Source organism: Dactylosporangium sp. McL0621 (assembly GCF_049995355.1).
GTDB lineage: Bacteria > Actinomycetota > Actinomycetes > Mycobacteriales > Micromonosporaceae > Dactylosporangium.
The window spans coordinates 10,515,262-10,534,229 of record NZ_CP188259.1 but is presented as its reverse complement, the minus strand read 5'-3'; the positions used below and the strand labels follow the sequence as shown (position 1 = coordinate 10,534,229).

11 protein-coding genes are annotated in these 18,968 nt (G+C 73.7%); 3 read left to right on the top strand and 8 right to left on the bottom strand.

The genetic code is table 11. The features are described 5' to 3' along the window. Positions 1-6 precede the first annotated feature (6 nt). The 5 genes from ACPPVO_RS49820 to ACPPVO_RS49800 all read right to left on the bottom strand — a co-directional run bounded on the left by ACPPVO_RS49820 (position 7) and on the right by ACPPVO_RS49800 (position 6,183). Positions 7-648 carry a hypothetical protein gene (locus tag ACPPVO_RS49820; RefSeq protein WP_426506149.1) on the bottom strand — a complete coding sequence of 214 codons (642 nt, stop codon included), beginning with the start codon at positions 646-648 and terminating at the stop codon, positions 7-9. Then, complete coding sequence (locus ACPPVO_RS49815; protein WP_426506147.1) at positions 645-1,118, bottom strand: hypothetical protein; 474 nt, start codon at positions 1,116-1,118, stop codon at positions 645-647. Before ACPPVO_RS49815 ends, ACPPVO_RS49820 begins: the two co-directional genes overlap by 4 nt. A 111-nt stretch (positions 1,119-1,229) precedes the next feature. After that, complete coding sequence (locus ACPPVO_RS49810; protein WP_426506146.1) at positions 1,230-3,326, bottom strand: protein kinase domain-containing protein; 2,097 nt, start codon at positions 3,324-3,326, stop codon at positions 1,230-1,232. 37 nt (positions 3,327-3,363) lie between these two features. Then, positions 3,364-4,908, bottom strand: coding sequence for a Na+/H+ antiporter (locus tag ACPPVO_RS49805; protein ID WP_426506144.1), 1,545 nt, complete (start codon positions 4,906-4,908; stop codon positions 3,364-3,366). Between the two features lie 177 nt (positions 4,909-5,085). Then, positions 5,086-6,183 carry a S8 family peptidase gene (locus ACPPVO_RS49800; RefSeq protein WP_426506143.1) on the bottom strand — a complete coding sequence of 366 codons (1,098 nt, stop codon included), beginning with the start codon at positions 6,181-6,183 and terminating at the stop codon, positions 5,086-5,088. A 167-nt stretch (positions 6,184-6,350) separates the two neighbouring features. Here ACPPVO_RS49800 and ACPPVO_RS49795 point away from each other — a divergent pair, with 167 nt between their 5' ends. Together ACPPVO_RS49795 and ACPPVO_RS49790 are read left to right on the top strand one after the other, a co-directional pair. Beyond that, positions 6,351-8,966 (top strand): CHAT domain-containing protein, encoded by a 2,616-nt coding sequence (locus ACPPVO_RS49795; RefSeq protein ID WP_426506141.1) that lies wholly within the window; start codon positions 6,351-6,353, stop codon positions 8,964-8,966. A 436-nt stretch (positions 8,967-9,402) separates the two neighbouring features. Then, positions 9,403-12,240: a hypothetical protein gene (locus ACPPVO_RS49790; RefSeq protein WP_426506140.1), complete on the top strand. Its 2,838-nt coding sequence runs from the start codon at positions 9,403-9,405 to the stop codon at positions 12,238-12,240. A 565-nt stretch (positions 12,241-12,805) separates the two neighbouring features. Here ACPPVO_RS49790 and ACPPVO_RS49785 read toward each other — a convergent pair. The 3 genes from ACPPVO_RS49785 to ACPPVO_RS49775 form a co-directional block, all read right to left on the bottom strand. Further along, on the bottom strand, positions 12,806-13,222 hold the full coding sequence (locus ACPPVO_RS49785) for a hypothetical protein (RefSeq protein ID WP_426506138.1): 417 nt from the start codon (positions 13,220-13,222) through the stop codon (positions 12,806-12,808). An 80-nt stretch (positions 13,223-13,302) separates the two neighbouring features. Next, entirely contained in the window at positions 13,303-14,508 is a 1,206-nt protein-coding gene (locus ACPPVO_RS49780) for a glycosyltransferase (protein ID WP_426506136.1), read from the bottom strand. 78 nt (positions 14,509-14,586) lie between these two features. Next, complete coding sequence (locus tag ACPPVO_RS49775) at positions 14,587-15,597, bottom strand: SDR family oxidoreductase (RefSeq protein ID WP_426506135.1); 1,011 nt, start codon at positions 15,595-15,597, stop codon at positions 14,587-14,589. A gap of 163 nt (positions 15,598-15,760) precedes the next feature. Between ACPPVO_RS49775 and ACPPVO_RS49770 the strand changes: the two genes are divergently transcribed. After that, positions 15,761-18,931, top strand: coding sequence for a discoidin domain-containing protein (locus tag ACPPVO_RS49770; protein ID WP_426506133.1), 3,171 nt, complete (start codon positions 15,761-15,763; stop codon positions 18,929-18,931). Positions 18,932-18,968: the final 37 nt, after the last annotated feature.

Genomic DNA, 18,968 nt, shown 5'->3' with positions numbered 1-18,968 from the left:
AGCGGGTCACCTACCGCAGTCGACCTCGATCGTCGTCGTGGCACTCGCGGTGCTCGGCTGCGTCACGGCGATGCGCACCTGGTGCACACCCCGCGACTGCCCGACGGTGGCCTGCGTCGTCTCGCTGAACGAGGTCCCCGAGGCCGTGCGGCGCACGGTCGTCGACTCGTTGATGGTGTATCGCACGGGCAGCCCCGGCTGGCTCAGCGTCATGCGCACGGTGATCTTCGTGACGAGCGTGCCCCGGCAGGTGGTGAACGAGTCCGGGTCGGCGCTCACCGACACCGTCACCACCCGCGGCCCGCTCGGCGTGGTCGGCGCCGCCGAGGTCGGCCGGGCGGAGGAGCGGGTCGCCGACGGCCGCTCCGAGATCGTGGTCCGCTGCGCGGTCGCGGGCGGCCCGAGCGTCACCGAGTCCTCGGGTACCACCGGCTGGGGCGTGTCGTGCACCGCCGCGGGCGGCCGGGGCCGGGGCCCGTCACCGGTGGCCAGCGCCACCAGCGCGATGCCGACGGCGAGCACGACCGCGATCCCGCCGCCGGCCAGCAGCGCGACGCCGCGCCGCGAGAGGCCCTCCGCCGGTGGCGCCGGAAAGCCGTCAGGTACCCCCGATAACCCGTCCTCCGCTGAGCCGGGTGGTTCGGTCATTGGTGTCCCGTGATCGTGGGCCGTGGCGGCTTGCGCGTCGTCGGCTTGGTGTCGGGCTTCGTGGTCTGCGTCGCCGGCGGCTTGGCGGTCGTCTTCGTCGCCCCCGGCTTGCCCGAGGTCGGCGGGTTGCCGCCCGGGATGTCGGTGGACGTCAGCTGCGGCCACGACTGGGTCGCCTGGGGAGCGTCGGCCGGCGACGGTACCCCGGAAGGCGCCACGCTCACCGTCGACGACTCGGGGTTCGCGGCCGCGGGCGTGGGCTCGCTCCCACCGGTACTCAGCGCCGCGGCGACCAGCCCGACGATCAGCACCAGCGCCAGGGCCCCGCAGGCGACCAGGATCTTGGTCTTGCGATCCATGGGCCCGGCGGCGTCGTCCTCCTCGGGCGGCGGTGGCAGCTTAAACTCGCCTGTGTACTCACCGTAAATGAACCGTGGCAGCCCGTCGCGCGTCGCGTCGTCGTCGGTCATTCGACCACCTTCCGGCAGGTGACGGTCACGGTGCTGCGGTCGTTACCCTAGACGCACCTCGTACGTCGTTGCGTTGTCGTCCGGCGCAACATCTTAATGGAACGTGAGAGGTTATCTAGGTGCGGTGCAGGCGTTGGTGAACGTCAGCGAGTCCGTGACGGTGCCGGGGCTGGTCACGGTCAAGGTCATCGGAAACGAGTACTTTCGGCTGCTGTCGACCCGTACGCGGTAGGTCTCGGTGTACGTGCCGTCGGTCGCGGTGACGGTCTTGGCGGGCTTGCCCGTGGTCGCGTACGTCACCTTCGTCCCGGCCGGGTTCGTGGCGATCGTCACGGTCACCTGGACGTCGAGCCCGTTGCTGGAGCACGGCCCGTTGTACGTCAGCGGGTTGAGCCCGATCTTCGCCGACGTCACCACCGGCGGCTTCGGCGACTGGGTGGTCGGCTTACTGGTCTTCGGCGCCCGAGTGGTCGGCGCCGGCGACGACCACGAGGGCGCGGCGCTGGGTGACGGCACCTCGTCGGACGGTGACGGCTCCGTGTTCACCAGCGCCGCGTCGGTGGCGGAGCTGGCGGGCGCCCCCTGCGCGGCCTGGTGCGTGCCGGCGGGCCCCCCACCGTCGACAAAGAACCCGACGGCAACGAGGAACACGAGAACACCGGCGCCGATGAGGGCGGCAACCTTGAGCTCGGAGCGAATGCCGGGCGGAGCGGGACGGTCGAACTCCGGCTCCGGCTCCGCCGCGAGGCCGGCCACGAGCGGCTGTTCCTGCGTGACATCGGCCCCTTGGGCGACGGCATGCTCTTGCGTGACGTCCACGCCACCATCGCGCTGCGAGGCGGCCGCGCCGGCTCCGGCGGCCGCGCCGGCTCCGGCGGCCGCGCCGGCTCCGGCGGCCGTGCCAGGTTCCGCGGCCGTGCCAGGTTCCATGGCCGTGCCAGCTTCCGCGGCAGCGTCCGGTTCCACGGCCGTGCCAGGTTCGACGCTCGCGCCGGGTCCGGCGGCCGTGCCAGGTTCCGCGGCAGCGCCGGGTCCGGCGGCCGTGCCAGGTTCCGCGGCAGCGTCAGGTCCGGCGGCCGTGCCAGGTCCGCCGGCCGTGCCAGGTCCCGCAGCCTCACGGCGTCCCGCAGCCTCGCTGGGTCCTGTGGCCTCACCGGCTCCCACGGCCTCGGCGGCACCTTCAGCGTTGCCGGGTCCCTCAGCCTTGCCAGGTCCTTCGGCCGTGCCGGTCAAAGCCATGGCGATCGTTGTCGCGCCCTCGGGACTCGCGGCCTTCTGATCCGCCCCGGCCGTGGTCGCCGGCCCTTGCGCAGCCGCAGCCGCCGGCTCTTGCGCAACCGCCGCGGCCGTGGTCGCCGACCCCTGCGCAGCCGCAGCCGCAGCCGCCGACCCCTGCGCAACCGCTCCCGCTTCGTCCGCGGGATCGGCCGCGCCCGATTGTCCGGAAATTTCAGGACTCGTCCCCGGCGCCGCCGGATGCCCGGCCGCGGCGGCCAGCGCCGCCCGCACGGCCGCCAGCGACGGCCGATCCCGCGGATCCTCGCTCATCAGTGCGGCCACCGTCTCCGGCGCGGCGTCGGGGGAGGCGAGCGCGAGCGTCGCCCCGAGCGAGTAGAGATCGGCCTCGGGCCCACCCTCGCCGGCGCGGCGCCGCTCGGGCGCCACGAAGGCGGGGTCGCTCAGCGGAAGGTGCGGGTCGAGCATGGCGGCGACGGCGAAGTCGGTGAGCTGGGCGGTGCCGTCGGACAGGAGCAGTACGTTGGCCGGCTTCACGTCACCGTGCGTGATGCCCGCGGCGTGGGCGACGGCCAGGGCGTCGAGCAGGACCAGGCCGAGCTCCGCTCCCTCGGCGGCCGGGAGCGGACCCTCGGTGCTGACGCGCTCGCCGAGGGAGCGGCCCTCGACGAGATCCATGACGATCCACGGCCCGTCGTCGGTCACCACGACCTCGTGGACCCGAACGATGGCCGGGTGCTCGACCCGCCCGGCGGCGCGCGCCTCGCGGTTGACGCGGTCGCGCTCGGCGGTCGTCATGAGCTCCGGCAGCCGCACCTCCTTGATCGCCACCATCTGCCGCCGCCGCAGGTCACGGGCGCGCCACACGATGCCCATGCCGCCCGCGCCGATCGCGTAGTCCAGCCGGTACCGGTCCGCCAGCGTCTTCAAGATCTGATCCCGCCCAAGCTCGCTAAAGGGACATCTCAGCATGCCCGTGCCCGGTGTGGAGGTCGGACAATCGGTTGGTTCACTCTGTCGTATAGGTGCCTGTGAGTCGAACCTCTTCGATGTCAAGTCTGCCCTGCAACTGCCTGAGCACCACGTCGTCGATCCGGCGTTCATCCCGGAGCCGCACGATCGTCGCCCGTTTGTGCGCCAGCAGTTCCAGCTTCATCGTTGTGTACTGTTCGTGCTCGATCCGCTCCACACGGTCGCTCTCTTCGTCGCCCGCGTCCAAGCCGGCGAGATGCTGCTCGTACTCCTTCCGCAGCCGCGACACCACCAGCTCCTCGGCCCCGAGCCGCGTGCCGATCTCCGGCAGCGCGTCCAGCGCCTCCCGGGTCGCCGTCGTCTGGGCCAGCAGCAGTTCCTGCCGCGGACCGTCGTCCTCGGGCAGCCGCGCCCAGCGTACGACGGCCGGCATACACAGCCCGAGCAGCAGGGTCAGCACGATGACGCCCGAGGTGACGAAGACGATCAGGTCCCGCTCGGCCACCGCGGAAGGCACCGCGAGGGCCGCGGCCAGTGACACCGCGCCGCGGAATCCGGCGAACGCGTTCACGAGCCGCGCCCGCGCGCCGACCCGCCGCAGCCGCTGCTGGGGGCGGCGGTCGAGGGCGCGGATGAGGTACGGCGTCGTGAACCCCCACGCGAACCGCAGCCCGACCACGGTGCCGCCGACGGCCGCCAGCACGACCGCCGCGTGCCCGAGGGTGCCGTCGGTGAGCCCGCGCACCGAGTCCGGCAGCTGCATGCCGATGAGCACGAACAGCGCCCCGTTGAGCACGAACGTGGTGAGCGTCCAGAAGGCCACCGCCTGGGTCCGCGTGCGGGCGGTCACGGTACGCGGCCCGGTCTGGCTGAGCACGAGGCCGCAGGCGACCACGGCGAGTACCCCCGACGCATGCACGATCTCGGCCAGCAGGAACGCCACGAACGGCGTCACGACGGAGACGGTGTTGGCCAGCAGCGGATCATCGCCGATCGCGCGCCGCGCGAGGATCGCCAGCCAGGCGGTGACGAACCCGGCGAGCACACCACCGGCGTACGCGAGCAGGAACAGCAGCCCCACCTGCCCCGCGGCCAGCTCACCCCCGTCGACCGTCACGGTCAGCGCGAGCCCGAAGATCACCAGCGCGGTGCCGTCGTTGACGAGGCTCTCGGCCCGCAGGACCGTTGTCGTGCGCCGGGGCAGCCCGCGCGCGAGCACCGCCACGGCGGTCGCGTCGGTGGGCGCGATGGCCCCGCCCAGCACCCAGGCCGGCCCCCAGGCCACCCCGAGCAGATGCGCGACGTACGCGACCCCGCCCGCCGTCGCGATCACCAGCACCGTCGAGAGCAGCACGATCACGCGAAGGTTGCTGTAGATCTCGCGGAGCGAGGTGGTGAGGCTCTCCCAGTACAGCAGCGCCGGCAGGAACAGCAGCAGCACCGCCTCCGGCGGCAGCCGGACCATGGACAGCACCGGCACCAGCCCGAGCAATGCCCCCATGACGAGCAACAACACCGGCGGCGCCACGCGCACACGCTGGGCGATCATGCCGGCCAGCAGCAGCGCGACACCGAGTGCCACGACGACTTCGAGCGCGCCCAGGACGGGCCTCCTCCATGCGGGGGTTATCGCCGTCCCATTCTTCAACGCCCCGTCCGAACCCGCCTCCCGCACCCCGGACCCGCGCCGGCGGTGCGGCTCTCCTTCGGGGCGCTGCGGTTCGCCGCCCGCAGCGCCCTCCCCCCACGGGCCCCCAGTTCAGCGCAGCGCCGGGAACCCGCCCAGCTGCTGCTGCCCGGCCTCGGCCTTGACCTGCGCCGCGGCCGCCGTCACCGACCCGGCCGCCGCCGCTCGCTCGACCACCGCCGCCACCACCTTCGGCGCCGCGAACGAGGTGCCGCTCCACGCCGCCCAGCCCGAGGTGAAGCTCGGGTGGTGGATGAAGGTGCTGACGATCTCCGCGCCCGGCGCCACGAGGCTGACCCACGACCCGCGGTTGCTCCACTCGCACACGCCGTTGCCGTCGTGCGCCGCCACCGCCAGGACCTGCGAGGCCCACGGCGAGTTGCTCGCCGCGAACGCCGCCGGCCAGAACGGCCGGTCCTGGATGCCGTCGTTGCCCGCCGCCGCGACGACGACGCGCCCGGTGCCCGACAGGAACGTCGAGAGCGCCGCGGAGAGGATCGCCGGCGGCTGGTCGCCGAACGAGAACCCGCCCAGCGACAGGTTGAGCACGTCGACGTCGGTGAGCCCGCCGATCGCGGCGGCCAGGTCGGCCTCGGTGCACACACCGAAGGTGTCGAGGACCTTCACGATGCGGATCTGGGCCGCGTCGGTCGCCTGCACCACGACCCCGGCGATGAAGTTCGCGTGCCCCACGTCGGAGTCGAGCTCGCCGTTGTCGTCGCCGTCGAGGACGGACTCGATGTTCTCCGGCGTGGCCGAGTAGCAGCCGGCGAGGAGCGGGCTGTCGACGTACACCCCGGTGTCCATGACAACGACCCGTACGGAGGATGCACCTCCGGCCGAAGGGGCGAGCTTGGACGGGGGAGCGTCGGCCGCCATGGGCGGGCCGAACGGGCCGCCGTGCTCGTACGGCGTCGACATGAACACGTGGTTCGGGCCGACGACGGCGTCCGGGAGCTGGCCGCGCAGCTGCCGGACCGCGGCGGTGACGTCGAGGCCGCGGGCCTTGAACCGCCGCAGGCCGGCGTGCGGCTCGTCCTCCGTGATGTCACCGGCCCGGTGGCCCAGGCCGTTGAGCGTGCGGTGCGCGATCCCGGCGCCGCGCTCGGAGACCAGGATCTCGTCGGCGACGAAGCGCACGGGCCGGCCGGACTGTACTTCGGTACGCAACCACGGCAAGGTGGACAGGCGTGCGGTGCGGACCTGCTCCCACCGCCGAAGACGATCGTTTGGTACGGACATGAATGCTCCCCAAAACGGATCAACAATGAGGCCGGTGACATGAGTCGCGCTCCGGGCTCCGTGATACACATCGGAGCCTTTGGCAGGATGCAACCATGACGGCAGCGTCCGTGCTCCCCTCCGCCGACGAAGCTCTGGCGCAGCGGCTGCTCCCGATTGTCATGGCCGATCCCGGCAAGGCCAAGCACCTCGCCGAGGCGGCGCTGGACGACGCCAAGCGCGACGCCGACCCCGGCCGCCAGGCGGTGGCCCTGCGCGCCCTCGGCCTGGTCGCCCAGGCCCAGCACGACGCCGCCGCCGCGGCGACCCACCTCAAGGCCTCGATGAGCGTGGCCCGCCGCCACGGCCTGCGGGTGCACGAGGCCGAGGCGCGGATGAGCCACGCGCTGATCCTCGACGACCTCGGCCGGCCGAGCGCGGCGCTCAAGGAGATCGACCGCGCCGTGGCCGAGCTCAACGGCCACCGGCGGGCCCGCGCGATCATGCAGCGCGCGCTGATCCTGCGCCGCCTCGGCTTCGACCGGCAGGCCATGGAGCTGTACCGCAGCGCCCTGCGTGCCTTCCGCGAGTCCGGCGACCAGGTGTGGGAGGCGCGCACCCTGACCAACCGGGGCGTGCTGCACGGGTACCGCGGCAACCTCAAACAGGCCGAGAACGACCTGCGGGCCGCCCAGGCGCTCTACAACCGGCTCGGCATGGCCACCGCCGCCGCCCAGGTCGAGCACAACCTGGGCTTCGTCGCGGCCCAGGCCGGCGACGTGCCCACCGCCCTGGCCCGCTACGACCGTGCCCACGACCGGCTGTGGAGCACCGGCGTCGCCGCCGTCGGCCTGCTCGACCGGGCCGACCTGCTGCTGTCGGTCCGGCTCCTGCCCGAGGCCGAGACCTCCATCCGCGCCGCCATCGACGCCTGCACCGACGGCCACCTCGACTCGGTGCTCGGCCAGGCCCACCTCACGCTCGCCCGGCACGGCCTCGCCGCCGGCACCCCGGCCGAGTCGAAGGAGGCCGCCGCGGCCGCGCGCCGGGTGTTCCAGCGCCAGGGGCGCACGGTGTGGAGCGCCCGGGCCCGGGTCGCCGAGCTCGCCGCCGTCGTCGCCCTCGGCAAGGCCAACCGCGGCACCCTGCGCGACCTGCGCTCGGTCGCGGCGCACCTGCTCGAGGCCGGCTGGGTGCAGCCCGGCTGGGACGCGCTGCTCGACGCCGCCCAGCTCGCGGTCGACCTCGGCGAGCTCTACACCGCCCGTGAGCTGCTCACCGAGGCGGGCGGCGCGGCCAAGCTCGGCCCGGCCCCGCTGCGCGTGCGCTGGTGGCACATCCGCGCCCGGGTCGAGCTCGCCTCCGGAGCCGTCGCGGAGTCGGTCCGGGCGGCCACCTCGGGGCTGCGGCAGGCCGACGCGTACCGGGCCAGTCTCGGCGCCACCGAGCTGCGCGTGCGCGGCAGCGCGGAGACCGCGGCCCTGGCCGGCCTGCGGCTGCGGCTCGCCCTGGTCCACGGCGGACCGGCCGCCGCCCTGGCCTGGGCCCAGCGGTGCCGCGCCGCCGCACTCTCCCTGCCCCCGACGCACCCGTCCACCGACCCGGTCGTCGCCCGGCACCTGATCGAGCTGCGGCGGATCAACGGCGAGCTGGCCGCGGCGCCGACGGGACCGCAGCGCACCAGCCGCCTGCTGCGCCGGCAGCGCGTGCTGGAGGCCGAGATCCGCCGCCGCTCGTGGCGGGCGCCCGGTTCTTCACCAAACGCTGTGGAGTTGTCGATCCCCGCACTCGCGGCGGCGCTGGGGGAGCGGGTGCTCGTCGAACTGCTGGACATCGACGGGCGCCTGCATGCCCTCGTCGTGCGCGGGCGCAGGGTCACGCATCGCATTGTTGGCGAGATCGATGCGGTGCGAGCCGAGCTGGAGTCGCTGAGGTTCGCCCTGCACAACCAGGTGCTGGGACACGCCGCGGGCGGCGAGCGACTCGAGCGGCGCGCCGAGGTTCTCGACCGGCTCCTGCTGGGCCCGCTCGCCGATCTGCTCGGCGACGGGCCGCTGGTCCTGGTGCCGACCGGTGCCCTCCACGCGCTGCCGTGGGGAATGCTACCCCGCCTCCGCGGCCGCTCGCTGACCGTCGCACCCTCCGCGACGATCTGGCTGCGGCGCGTAACTATGTCCACTGTGGATGGTAAGCTCGTGCTGGTCGGGGCCCACTCGGCGGAGCAGGCGGCCGACGAGGTGCGCGAGATCGCCGCCGACCGGCCGGGCGCGACGGTGCTCGCCGGCGACCGGGCGCGGGTCGAGCCCGCCCTCGCCGCGCTGGACGGGGCCGCGGTCGGGCACATCGCCGCGCACGGCGAGTTCCGCGTGGACAACCCGCTCTTCTCGTTCCTCATGCTCGCCGACGGGCCCCTCACGGTGTACGACCTCACCGCCCTGCGCCGCCCGCCCGCGCTGCTGGTGCTGTCCGGATGCGACACCGGCCTGGCCGACGTCCACCCCGGCGACGAGCTCATGGGACTCGTCGCGGCGCTGCTCAACATGGGTACCGCCACCGTGATCGCCTCCACCGGACCGGTCGACGACGGCGCCACCCGCCAGCTCATGTGTGCCTTCTACGGCCACCTCGCCAAGGGCCTTGGCCCGGCCGCCGCCCTCGCCGCCGCCCAGGCGTCCGCGGGGCCGCGCGACCGGGCCAGCGCCGAAAGCTTCGTCTGCTTCGGGGCGGGCTGACGAGGCCCGCGTAGCCGAGCCGGCACATATTGTCACGGCCCGATGATCAGCCTCGGAAATGTCGGACCCCCGGCCTACGATGTCGCCCGTGACCCGACGACGTGCTCGCATCCCGCTCGCCACCCTGGTGGCGCTGCTGGTGCTGGGCGCGCTCGTCGCCTGGGGGGTCGGCGGCGCCCTCGGCCTGCGCTTCGACCGGGCCGCGATCCCCGTTGAGCGCCCCGCCGTCGCCGACGTGGCCGCCCCCGCGCCCGTGGCGATCGCGTCGATCTCGCTGCCCGCCTCGCCGCGGCTCACCCTGGCCGCCGCCGCGGTCGCCGACGCCCTGGCGACCCGCGGTGCCGTCCGGCCGGTGATCGTCAACGACGGTCCGGCCGATTTAGCGGTACACGTAGATCAGTCAATCCCCGCAGGCTCCTACCGCATCGACGACCCGTTGGCGATCACGGGCGGCGACGACACGGGCGCCGCCTCCGGCCTCTACGCGCTCGTCGACCGCATCCGCTCGGGCGAGCCGCCGCTGCCCGACGGGCAGAAGGCCCAGATCGTCACGCCCCGCCTCGGGCTGCGGCTCACCGACGCCGGCTCGGTCGGCCGCGAGCCCGACGTCGCCGCCTTCGCCGCCGGCACCGACTACTCGCTCAACACCGACGTCGTCGGCGGCGCGCTGCTGCCGGGCGCGCCGTGGGTCGACCAGGTCGCCGTCGAGCGGATCTCCCGGCAGTTCCACCAGTTCGTCGAGCACTCGCTCGCGCAGGGGTACAACGCCGTGGTGCTGCCCGGCTTCCTGGAGTACATCGCGTTCAGCCGGGTCGGCGACGGGCACGCGGTCTACCCCGGCGCCGACTCGCACATCGCCCGCGCCGACGCGCTCACCGCCGCCTTCGCGCCCGTGTTCCGCTACGCCGCCGACATGGGCATGAAGGTGTACCTGCTGACCGACATGCTCGCCGTGTCGCCCCCGCTGCAGCAGTACCTCGAAAAGACCTACGGCGGCCTCAACGTCGAGGATCCGCATTTCTGGCGGGTGTACGCGCTGGGCCTGGCCGAACTCTTCGAGCGCATGCCGTTCGTCAGCGGCCTCATGATCCGCGTCGGCGAGGGCGGCGACGTCTACAAGCAGCCCGGCTGGGACTACAGCTCCAAGATCGCGGTCACCACCCCGCAGGCCGTGCGCACCATGCTCGACACGCTGCTCGGCGCCGCGGGCGAGGCCGGGCGCGACATCATCTTCCGCACCTGGACCGTCGGCGTCGGCGCGGTCGGCGACCTGCACACCGACCCGGCCGCCTACGAGCAGGTCCTCGGCGGCTTCGACAACTCGCACCTGATCGTGTCGACGAAGTACTCCCTCGGCGACTTCTACAGCCACCTGCCGTTCAACTCGACGCTGGAGGTCGGCGCGCAGCGGCGGATCGTGGAGTTCCAGTCCCGGCGCGAGTTCGAGGCGTTCGGCTCGCTGCCCAACGACCTCACCGGGCTGCACCAGCAGGCGCTGCAGCGCTTCCTCGCCGCCAACCCGCACGTCGAGGGGGTGTGGACCTGGACCCAGGACGGCGGGCCACTGCGCGCCGGGCCGATGACGCTGCTGCTCCGCTCGGGGTTCTGGCAGCTGTACGACCTGAACTCCTACGCCCTCGGCCGGCTCGCCTGGGACCCGGCCACCCCGGCGGCCCAGATCACCGCCGACTGGGCCCGGCAGACCTTCTCCGACGACCCGGCGACCGTCACCGCGATCTGCCGCATGATGTCCATGTCCCGCGAGGCGGTCACCAAGGGCCTCTACCTGGGCCCCTACGCCGACGACAAGGTCGAGGCGCTCGGCCTCGAGCCGCCGCCGATGATGTGGATCTTCGAGTGGGACATCGTCACCGGCGACTCCGCCGCGCTCGACAGCATCTACGCCGTCAGCCGCGACCGCCTCGAGCAGACCATCGCCGAGGGCGACCGTGCCGTGGCCCTGGCCGCCTCGATGCAGGAGACGATCGCCGCCACCGACCCGGCGACCTGGCGCGACGCCACGCTGCGGGCGAAGCTCATCGACACCCTCGCCTACGAGACCGACCTGTTCCGCACGCTCGGCGCCTACCGCGCCATGTTCCTGCGGCACGCCCAGTGGCTCGACACCGGCTCGGCGTCGGCGCGCTCGGCGTGGCTGGTGGCGGAGCGGCAGTACCGCACGGCCCGCGACGCGCACGTGGCGCGCTACGGCGGGGACGTGGACCTGCCGGCGTACAACTTCACCGCCGCCGACATCGGCGCGACCCGGGCCGACCGCGACCCGCTCATGGCCGTGCTGGCCCGCATCCTCCTCGGCCTCGTCGTGCTGCTCCTGCTCGTCGGCGCCGTCGGCCGCTCCACCGGGATGCGCGCGCTCTGGCTCGGTGCGACCCGCCCGTGGCGCCTGGCCGACCTCTCGCCGCTGCCGAACCGGCTCGACCGGCTGCTCGTGATCGCCGTCCCGGCCGCGGCGCTCATGCTGTCGCGGCTGGTGTTCACCTGGTTCGCCGCGCCCGCGCACCTCGTGGTCTCCCTCGGCGGCTGGCTGCTGTTCGCCCTGACCGCCCGGGTGGTGGCCGGGCGCCGCGACCCGTTCCACCTGTGGGCCGCGATCGGCGGCGTGGCGATGCTGCGCACGGTGATCCTGCTGGCCGCCATGATCCTGCACGGCCCCGGCGGCTACTGGTTCGCGTTCTGGACCGACCCCGTGCGCCGCTCGATCTACGTGTGCATCGCCTTCGCCGCGTTCGCCTGGCTCTTCGTCGCCGTGGCCCTCGTGCTGCGCGACCGGTACTCGCTGCCCCGCCGCCGGGCGACGGCGGTCGTGCTGGCGGGCCTGGGCGTGCCGCTGGTGGTGCTGGGCGGGCTGGTGGCGGTGCTGGGCCTGGAGCGCGCGCTGACGATCTGGAACGACCAGATGGCGCTGCTGCCGTGGGGCCTGTCGCGGATTCTGGGCATCACGGTGTACCTGGGAATCCCGACGTACCTGCCCTCGGTCGCCGTGGCGCTGGGCGCCGCCCTGCTCGGCGCCGCGTCCCTGCTGTCCCTGCGCCGCCGCGCCCGCCCCGGCACCGACGGCCCGCGCCCGGCTCTGCCGGCGGGCCTGTCCGGCAGACACTCGCGCCTCGGCCCCGACCGGCCCGACGACGCACCGCTCCGGGGGGCGCTCCCGGCCCTGCCGTCCCGCCGCCCCGCGATCCCGTTACCGTCCCGAATACCGCGAGCCAACGAGGACGACCCGGGCGAGGATCACAACCCCCGCCACGCCCTCTGACCCCGCCCGGCGCGGTCATCGGGTGCCTGTGCTCGGGGCTGGGCGGCGGCCGAGGGGTCGTGTCCGCGTCTCGCGAGGCCGGCAGCGGTTCACGAACGCGCGCGTGGCTTGGCCGGGCCGCGGGCGTTCGGGTTTGCGCGCAGCTCGGTCAACGGCGGCCGTTCGCTTCGCGTGGGGCCGAGCCGGCGGCGGGCGGGGACGGTCCGTGTGGGGCTGAGTCAGCGGTGGGTGGGCTGTTCGTGTAGGGCTGAAACAGCGGCGGGTGGGGACGGTTCGCGTGGGGCCGAGCCGGCGGCGGGCGGGGACGGTTCGTGTGGGGCTGAGTCAGCGGTGGGTGGACTGTTCGTGTAGGGCTGAAACAGCGGCGGGTGGGGACGGTTCGCGTGGGGCTGAAACAGCGGCGGCGGGCGGTTCGTGTAGGGCTGAAACAGCGGCGGGTGGGGACGGTTCGCGTGGGGCTGAAACAGCGGCGGCGGGCGGTTCGTGTAGGGCTGAAACAGCGGAGGGCGGGACGGTTCGCGGGCGGCTGAGTCAGCGGCGGGTGGACGGTTCGCGCGGGGCTGAGTCAGCGGCGGGCGGCGGTCGTGGCCAGGGTCCACGTCACGGCGTCCTCGGCCAGGGCGGCGGGAAGAGCGGCCCAGTGGCGGTCCTGCGCGTACGCGCGCCAGCGGGCGCCCGCGACGCTCCCGCCCACGGCGCCGGCCGCGGCGACCAGGGCCGGAGGCACCGGATTGCGCCCCTCGCGCCGGGCCAGGAACCCGGCGGCCAGGCCCGCGAAGACGAGCCGCCCGGCCAGCGGCGCAGCGGCTAGGCGGCTCGGCGCGCCCGGGAGCTTGTCGACCACGAACTCCCCGGCGGCCGCGGCGGCGGTGGCCACGCGCAGGCCCCGTGAGCCGCCCCCGAACGCCACGGCCGCGGGCGCCGCGAGACTGCGCCCACCGGAGGCGATACCGAGCAGGGCGGAGCGTGCAATCAGCCACATGATCGCGACGCTACCCGCCCCGCCGGTCCGGCAAACGCGGCCCCGCGAGCCGATCGGATGAAGGGAGGAGGCGGACCGGTTCAGCGCAGGGCGGGAACTCCCTCCGTGGTCAATGCCCGCACCACCGCCTCCGGCGACGACATCGCCGCGATCTCCACCTGCGCCCACGCGGCCGCGGCGGCGAAGATCGGGTCCTTCAGCAGGCGCGGGACGTGGGTTCGCACCGCGCGTTCCACCGCCGCGGGGTCCGGCGCGTTGACCGTGAGCGCCGCGCCCGCGTGCGTCATGTCCCCGTCCGGCGCGGTGTTCTCCAGCGAGAGGATCAGCTGGGGCAGGCCGTGGGCCAGCGCCGGCAGGGCGACGCCGGGGCCGCCCCGGGAGACCAGAACGTGGCAGCGGGACAGCACCGCGGGGTCGGGCCGGCCGGGCGTGACGAGCACGTTCGGCGGCTGCGGGCCGAGGCCGGCCGGGTCCGCGCACATCACCAGGTTGATCGGCTGGCCGTCGAGGGCGCTCAGGATCGCGGCGGCCTCGGCGGGCGAGCCGGGGCGGGCCAGCACCGTGTCGCGGTGCGGCAGGGCGTCGATGCGGGCCGTCAGCTGGCGGCGCGAACTGCCGTCAAGATCGGCCGTCAGTTGCGGGGGCGAAGCCGTCAGTTGCGGGGGCGAAGCCGTCAGTTGCGGGGGCGAAGCCGTCAGTTGCGGGGGCGAAGCCGTCAGTTGCGGGGGCGAAGCAGCCGGGTGCGGCGCGCCCCAGCCGGCCGTCGTCGGTCGCAGGTCCAGGGTCCGGGTCCAGATCGGCTCGCCCGGTCGGCGCAGGGCGGGTGGGCAGACGTCCAGGTAGGTGGCCTCGCGCACCGCGTCCGCCGTCGCCGGGATGCCCCAGCGGGTGAGGAGGCCGTCCAGGTGCACCGCGTACGCGTTCCACAGGACCATCGGGGGCATGATGCCCAGGCCGTGCACGACGTGCCGGGCGCCCGTCACGGCCGCGGCCACCACGCCCGCGACCTCGGCGGTGTCGGAGATGACGAGGTCGGGGGGCCAGTCCCGGGCGCGGGGGATCAGGTCCTCGGCCCGGCGCACGGCCGAGTTCGCGAAGAAGGCGGAGCGCTGGGCCGTCGTACCGCCGCCGGGCAGCCCGGCCTCCGGCGTGCCGACGGGCCAGGTCTCCAGGCGGTGCCGGAGGAGGGGCGCGAGGACACCCGCGCCCGTGGCGACGACCACCTCATGCCCCGCCGCCCGCGCGGCCAGCGCGAGCGGCAGGATTGTCGCGACATGTCCGGACAAGGGGCACGCACTGAACAGAATGCGCATACCGAGCTCACGCCGCCCGCCGCGGGACGGTTCAACACTGTCGGAAAAGCGTCAGCGGCGGCGGGCCGCGGCCGCGCCCGCCAGAAGGATCAGGCCGGCGCCCGCGGCCGCCAGCAGGCCGTGGTGCTGCGACGCCCACAGCTGGGGGGCGCGCCCCTTGGAGCGGTCGTCGAAGTCGCCGTGCGCGCCGAAGTCCTCGGTGCGGTCGGCCGGCCGCCAGAGGTTGCGCGGCTCGTGCGCGCCGCGCGGCTGGGACGTCTGCTGGGAGTCGAAGCCCGTGCGGGCCAGGTACCGGTCCAGCAGGCCGGGAATGAACTTGTCCGCGATCAGTGTGCCCACCGTCGAGGCGCCCACCCAGTACTCGCGGCGCCGCGGGTGGTCGGCCGCGTACACGACGGCGCGCGCGGCGACCTCGGGCTGGTAGATCGGCGGCACCGGCTGGGCGTGGCGGCCCAGGCGCGACAGGACCCAGTCGAACTGGGGCGTGTTCACGGCCGGCATCTGCACCATCGTCACGTGGACGTTGCTCTTGTCGTGCAGGAGCTCGGTGCGCAGCGACTCGTGGAAGCCCTGGATCGCGTGCTTCGCCCCGCAGTACGCGCTCTGCAAGGGAATGCCGCGGTAGGCCAGGGCCGAGCCGACCTGCACGATCGCGCCGCGGTCGCGGGGGAGCATGCGGTCCAGGGCCGCGCGCGTGCCGTAGACGTAGCCGAGGTACGACACCTCGGTCACGCGCTTGAACTCCTCCGGCTCGATCTGCATGAACGGCGCGAACACCGAGGTGAACGCGTCGTTGACCCACACGTCGATCTCGCCGAGCTCCTTCTCGACCCGGCTCGCCGCGGCGTCCACGGCGTGCTGGTCGGCCACGTCGACGGCGATCGGCAGGGCCGTGCCCCCGCGGGCCTCGACGTCCTCGGCGGCCGCCTGCAGGCCGGCCTCGCCGCGCGCGAGCAGCGCCACGGCGGCCCCGCGCGAGGCGAACAGCCGCGCGGTGGCGCGCCCGATCCCGCCGCTGGCCCCGGTGATGACAACGACCTGCCCAACGCCCTGATGCCTCATACGAACACGCATACCCGCGACCAAAATCGGGAAAACCACCGGAGAGCGCTCTCCCCAAGGAATCGATGGGGGCCCTTGACAGCCAGGCCCACAAGGGGAACTCTTCAGAGAGCGCTCTCTCACCCGAAGGGCGTGTAAAGCCTCTCCGCCAAGAGGTCACCGAATGAAACGCGTCATTCCCCTGGTCGTGGCCGTGCTCGCGGCCGGATACCTCGTCGTCACCACCCTCACCGCGTCGGCCGCGACCCAGCTGCTGTCGCAGGGCAGGCCCGCCACCGCCTCCTCCACCGAGAACGCGGGCACCCCCGCCGCGAGCGCCTTCGACGGCGACGCCGGGACCCGCTGGTCCAGCGCCTTCGGCGACCCGCAGTGGATCCAGGTCGACCTGGGCGCGAGCGCGACCATCAGCCAGGTCAAGCTCCAGTGGGAGGCCGCGTACGCGACCGCCTTCCAGATCCAGGTCTCGGCCGACGGCGCCGCCTGGACCGGCGTGTACAGCACCACCACGGGAACCGGCGGCGCCCAGACGCTCACCGTGAACGGCACCGGCCGATACGTCCGGATGTACGGCACGGCCCGCGCGACGCAGTACGGCTACTCGCTGTGGGAGTTCCAGGTGTACGGCGAGACCGGCACCCCCGGCACGTGCGGCACCACGAACGCGGCGCTCAACCGCCCGGCCACGGCGTCGTCCAGCGAGAACGCGGCCGGCCCGGCCGCGAGCGCGGTCGACGGCAACGCCGGCACCCGCTGGTCGAGCGCGTTCGCCGACCCGCAGTGGATCCAGGTCGACCTGGGCGCGAGCGCGCAGGTGTGCCAGGTGGTCCTCAACTGGGAGGCCGCCTACGCGACCGCGTTCCAGATCCAGCTGTCGGACAACGGCAGCACGTGGACGACGGCCTACTCGACCACTACGGGGGCCGGCGGAACCCAGACGCTGGCCGTGAGCGGCAGCGGGCGGTACGTCCGGATGTACGGGACGGCCCGCGCGACGCAGTACGGCTATTCCCTGTGGGAGTTCGAGGTCCGCCAGATCGGCACGACGACGACAACGACAACGAGTCCGCCGGCCGGCTGTCCGTGGGTCGGTTCGACCGCGCCCGTGGCCACCCGCGTGAGCCAGCTGCTCGGCCGCATGACGACCGACCAGAAGATCGCCCTGCTGCACGGCAACGGCGCCTCGTCGCCGTACATCGGCAACCTCGACGGCATCCCGAGCCTGTGCATCCCGGGCCTGGGCCTGCAGGACGGGCCCGGCGGGGTCGGCGACGGCATGGGCGGCGTGACGCAGATGCCGTCCGCGGTGACCTCGGCGGCGACGTTCGACCCGGCGCTGGAGCAGGAGTACGGCGCGGCGATCGGGGCCGAGTTCGCCGGCAAGGGCGCGAACGTGGCGCTGGGGCCGACCCTGAACATCGTGCGCGACCCGCGCTGGGGGCGGGCGTTCGAGACGTTCAGCGAGGACCCGTACCTCACCGGGAGGATGACCGCGTCCGACATCCGCGGCATCCAGAGCCAGGGCGTGATGGCCCAGGCCAAGCACGCCGCCGTGTACAACCAGGAGACCAACCGCAACGGGCCGGCCGACAACGCCATCGTCGACACGCGCACGCTGCAGGAGATCTACCTGCCCGGCTTCCAGGCGGCGGTGACCCAGGGCGCGACCGCGTCGATCATGTGCGGGTACTCGACCGTCAACGGCACGTACGACTGCGACCACCCGTACCTGCTCAACACCGCGCTGTACCAGCAGGCCGGCTTCGGCGGGTTCGTCACCTCGGACTGGGGCGCGGCGCACTCGACCGTCCCGGCCGCGAACAACGGCATGACGATGGAGATGCCCGGCGGGTACTTCTTCGCCGACTTCCTCAGGCAGGCCGTCGCCAACGGCCAGGTGAGCACGGCCCAGCTCGACCTGATGGTGACCCGGGTGCTGACCCCGATGTTCGCGTTCGGGCTCTTCGACCGGCCGAAGACCGGCGCGCCGGCGGCGAACGTGAGCACCGCGGCGCACCAGGACGTGGCCCGCCGCGGCGCCGAGGAGGGCACGGTCCTGCTCAAGAACAACGGCATCCTGCCGCTGTCGACCGGCACCACGCACTCGATCGCCGTGCTCGGCGTCGACGGCGGGGCGGGCGTGCAGGGCGTCGGCGGGGGCAGCGCCACCGCCACGAGCTCGGGCACGGTCTGGCCGCTGACCGGCATCCAGAACCGCGTCGCCGGGACGAGCACGACCGTGACGTACAACGACAGCAGCAACCTGACAAACGCCGTCAACCTGGCCAGGAGCTCCGACGTGGCGATCGTGTTCGCGAGCAACAACTACGGCAACGAGGGCTCCGACCAGACCACGATCGACCTGCCGGGCACCCAGAACCAGCTCATCAGCCAGGTCGCCGCGGCGAACCCGCGCACCATCGTGGTGCTGCACACCAACTCGGCCACCACGATGCCGTGGCTCGACCAGGTGGCCGGGGTCTTCGAGGGCTTCTACGCCGGCCAGCAGGTCGGCACGGCGACCGCGGCGCTGCTCTTCGGCGACGCCAACCCGTCCGCCAAGCTGCCCGTGAGCTTCCCGAAGAGCCTGGCCGACGTGCCCGCGCACACCGCGGCGCAGTGGCCGGGGGCGAACAACCAGGTGCAGTACTCCGAGGGCCTCAAGGTCGGCTACCGCTGGTACGACAGCCAGAACATCGCGCCGCTCTTCCCGTTCGGCTACGGCCTGTCGTACACCTCCTTCGGCTTCTCGAACCTGCAGGTCGGTGCGCTGGCCAATGGCAAGGCGACGGTCACCGCGACCGTCACGAACACCGGCGGCCGGGCCGGCACCGAGGTCGTGCAGCTGTACGTCACCGCGCCGGCGTCCGCCGGGGAGCCCCCGCGCGCGCTCAAGGGCTTCCAGCGCGTGAGCCTGGCCGCGGGCGCGTCGAGCACCGTGACGTTCACGGTGACGCAGCAGGATCTGGCGTACTGGAACACGACGGGCAACGCGTGGACGACCGCGGCCGGGACGTACCAGATCTCGGTCGGCAACTCCTCGCGCAACCTGCCGCTGACCGGGAGCCTCGCGGTCACCGCCGCGACCGTCCCGGCGAACCTGCTGCCCAACCCCTACGGCATGAGCAGCCCGGTCGGCAAGGCGGTGAGCTGGGCCTTCGGCGCCACAGCGGGTGGGTCTCAGGCCACGTACACGGCGAGCGGCCTGCCCGCCGGGCTGTCGATCAACTCGGCCGGCGTCATCTCGGGCTCGGCCACCGCGGCCGGCACGAGCACCGTGACCGTCACCGCGAGCACCGGGGCGAGCGCCACCTTCGTGTGGACGACCACCCCGTGAAATAGACCCCCTGAGGGCGGGGGAGGCGGGCCGCGCA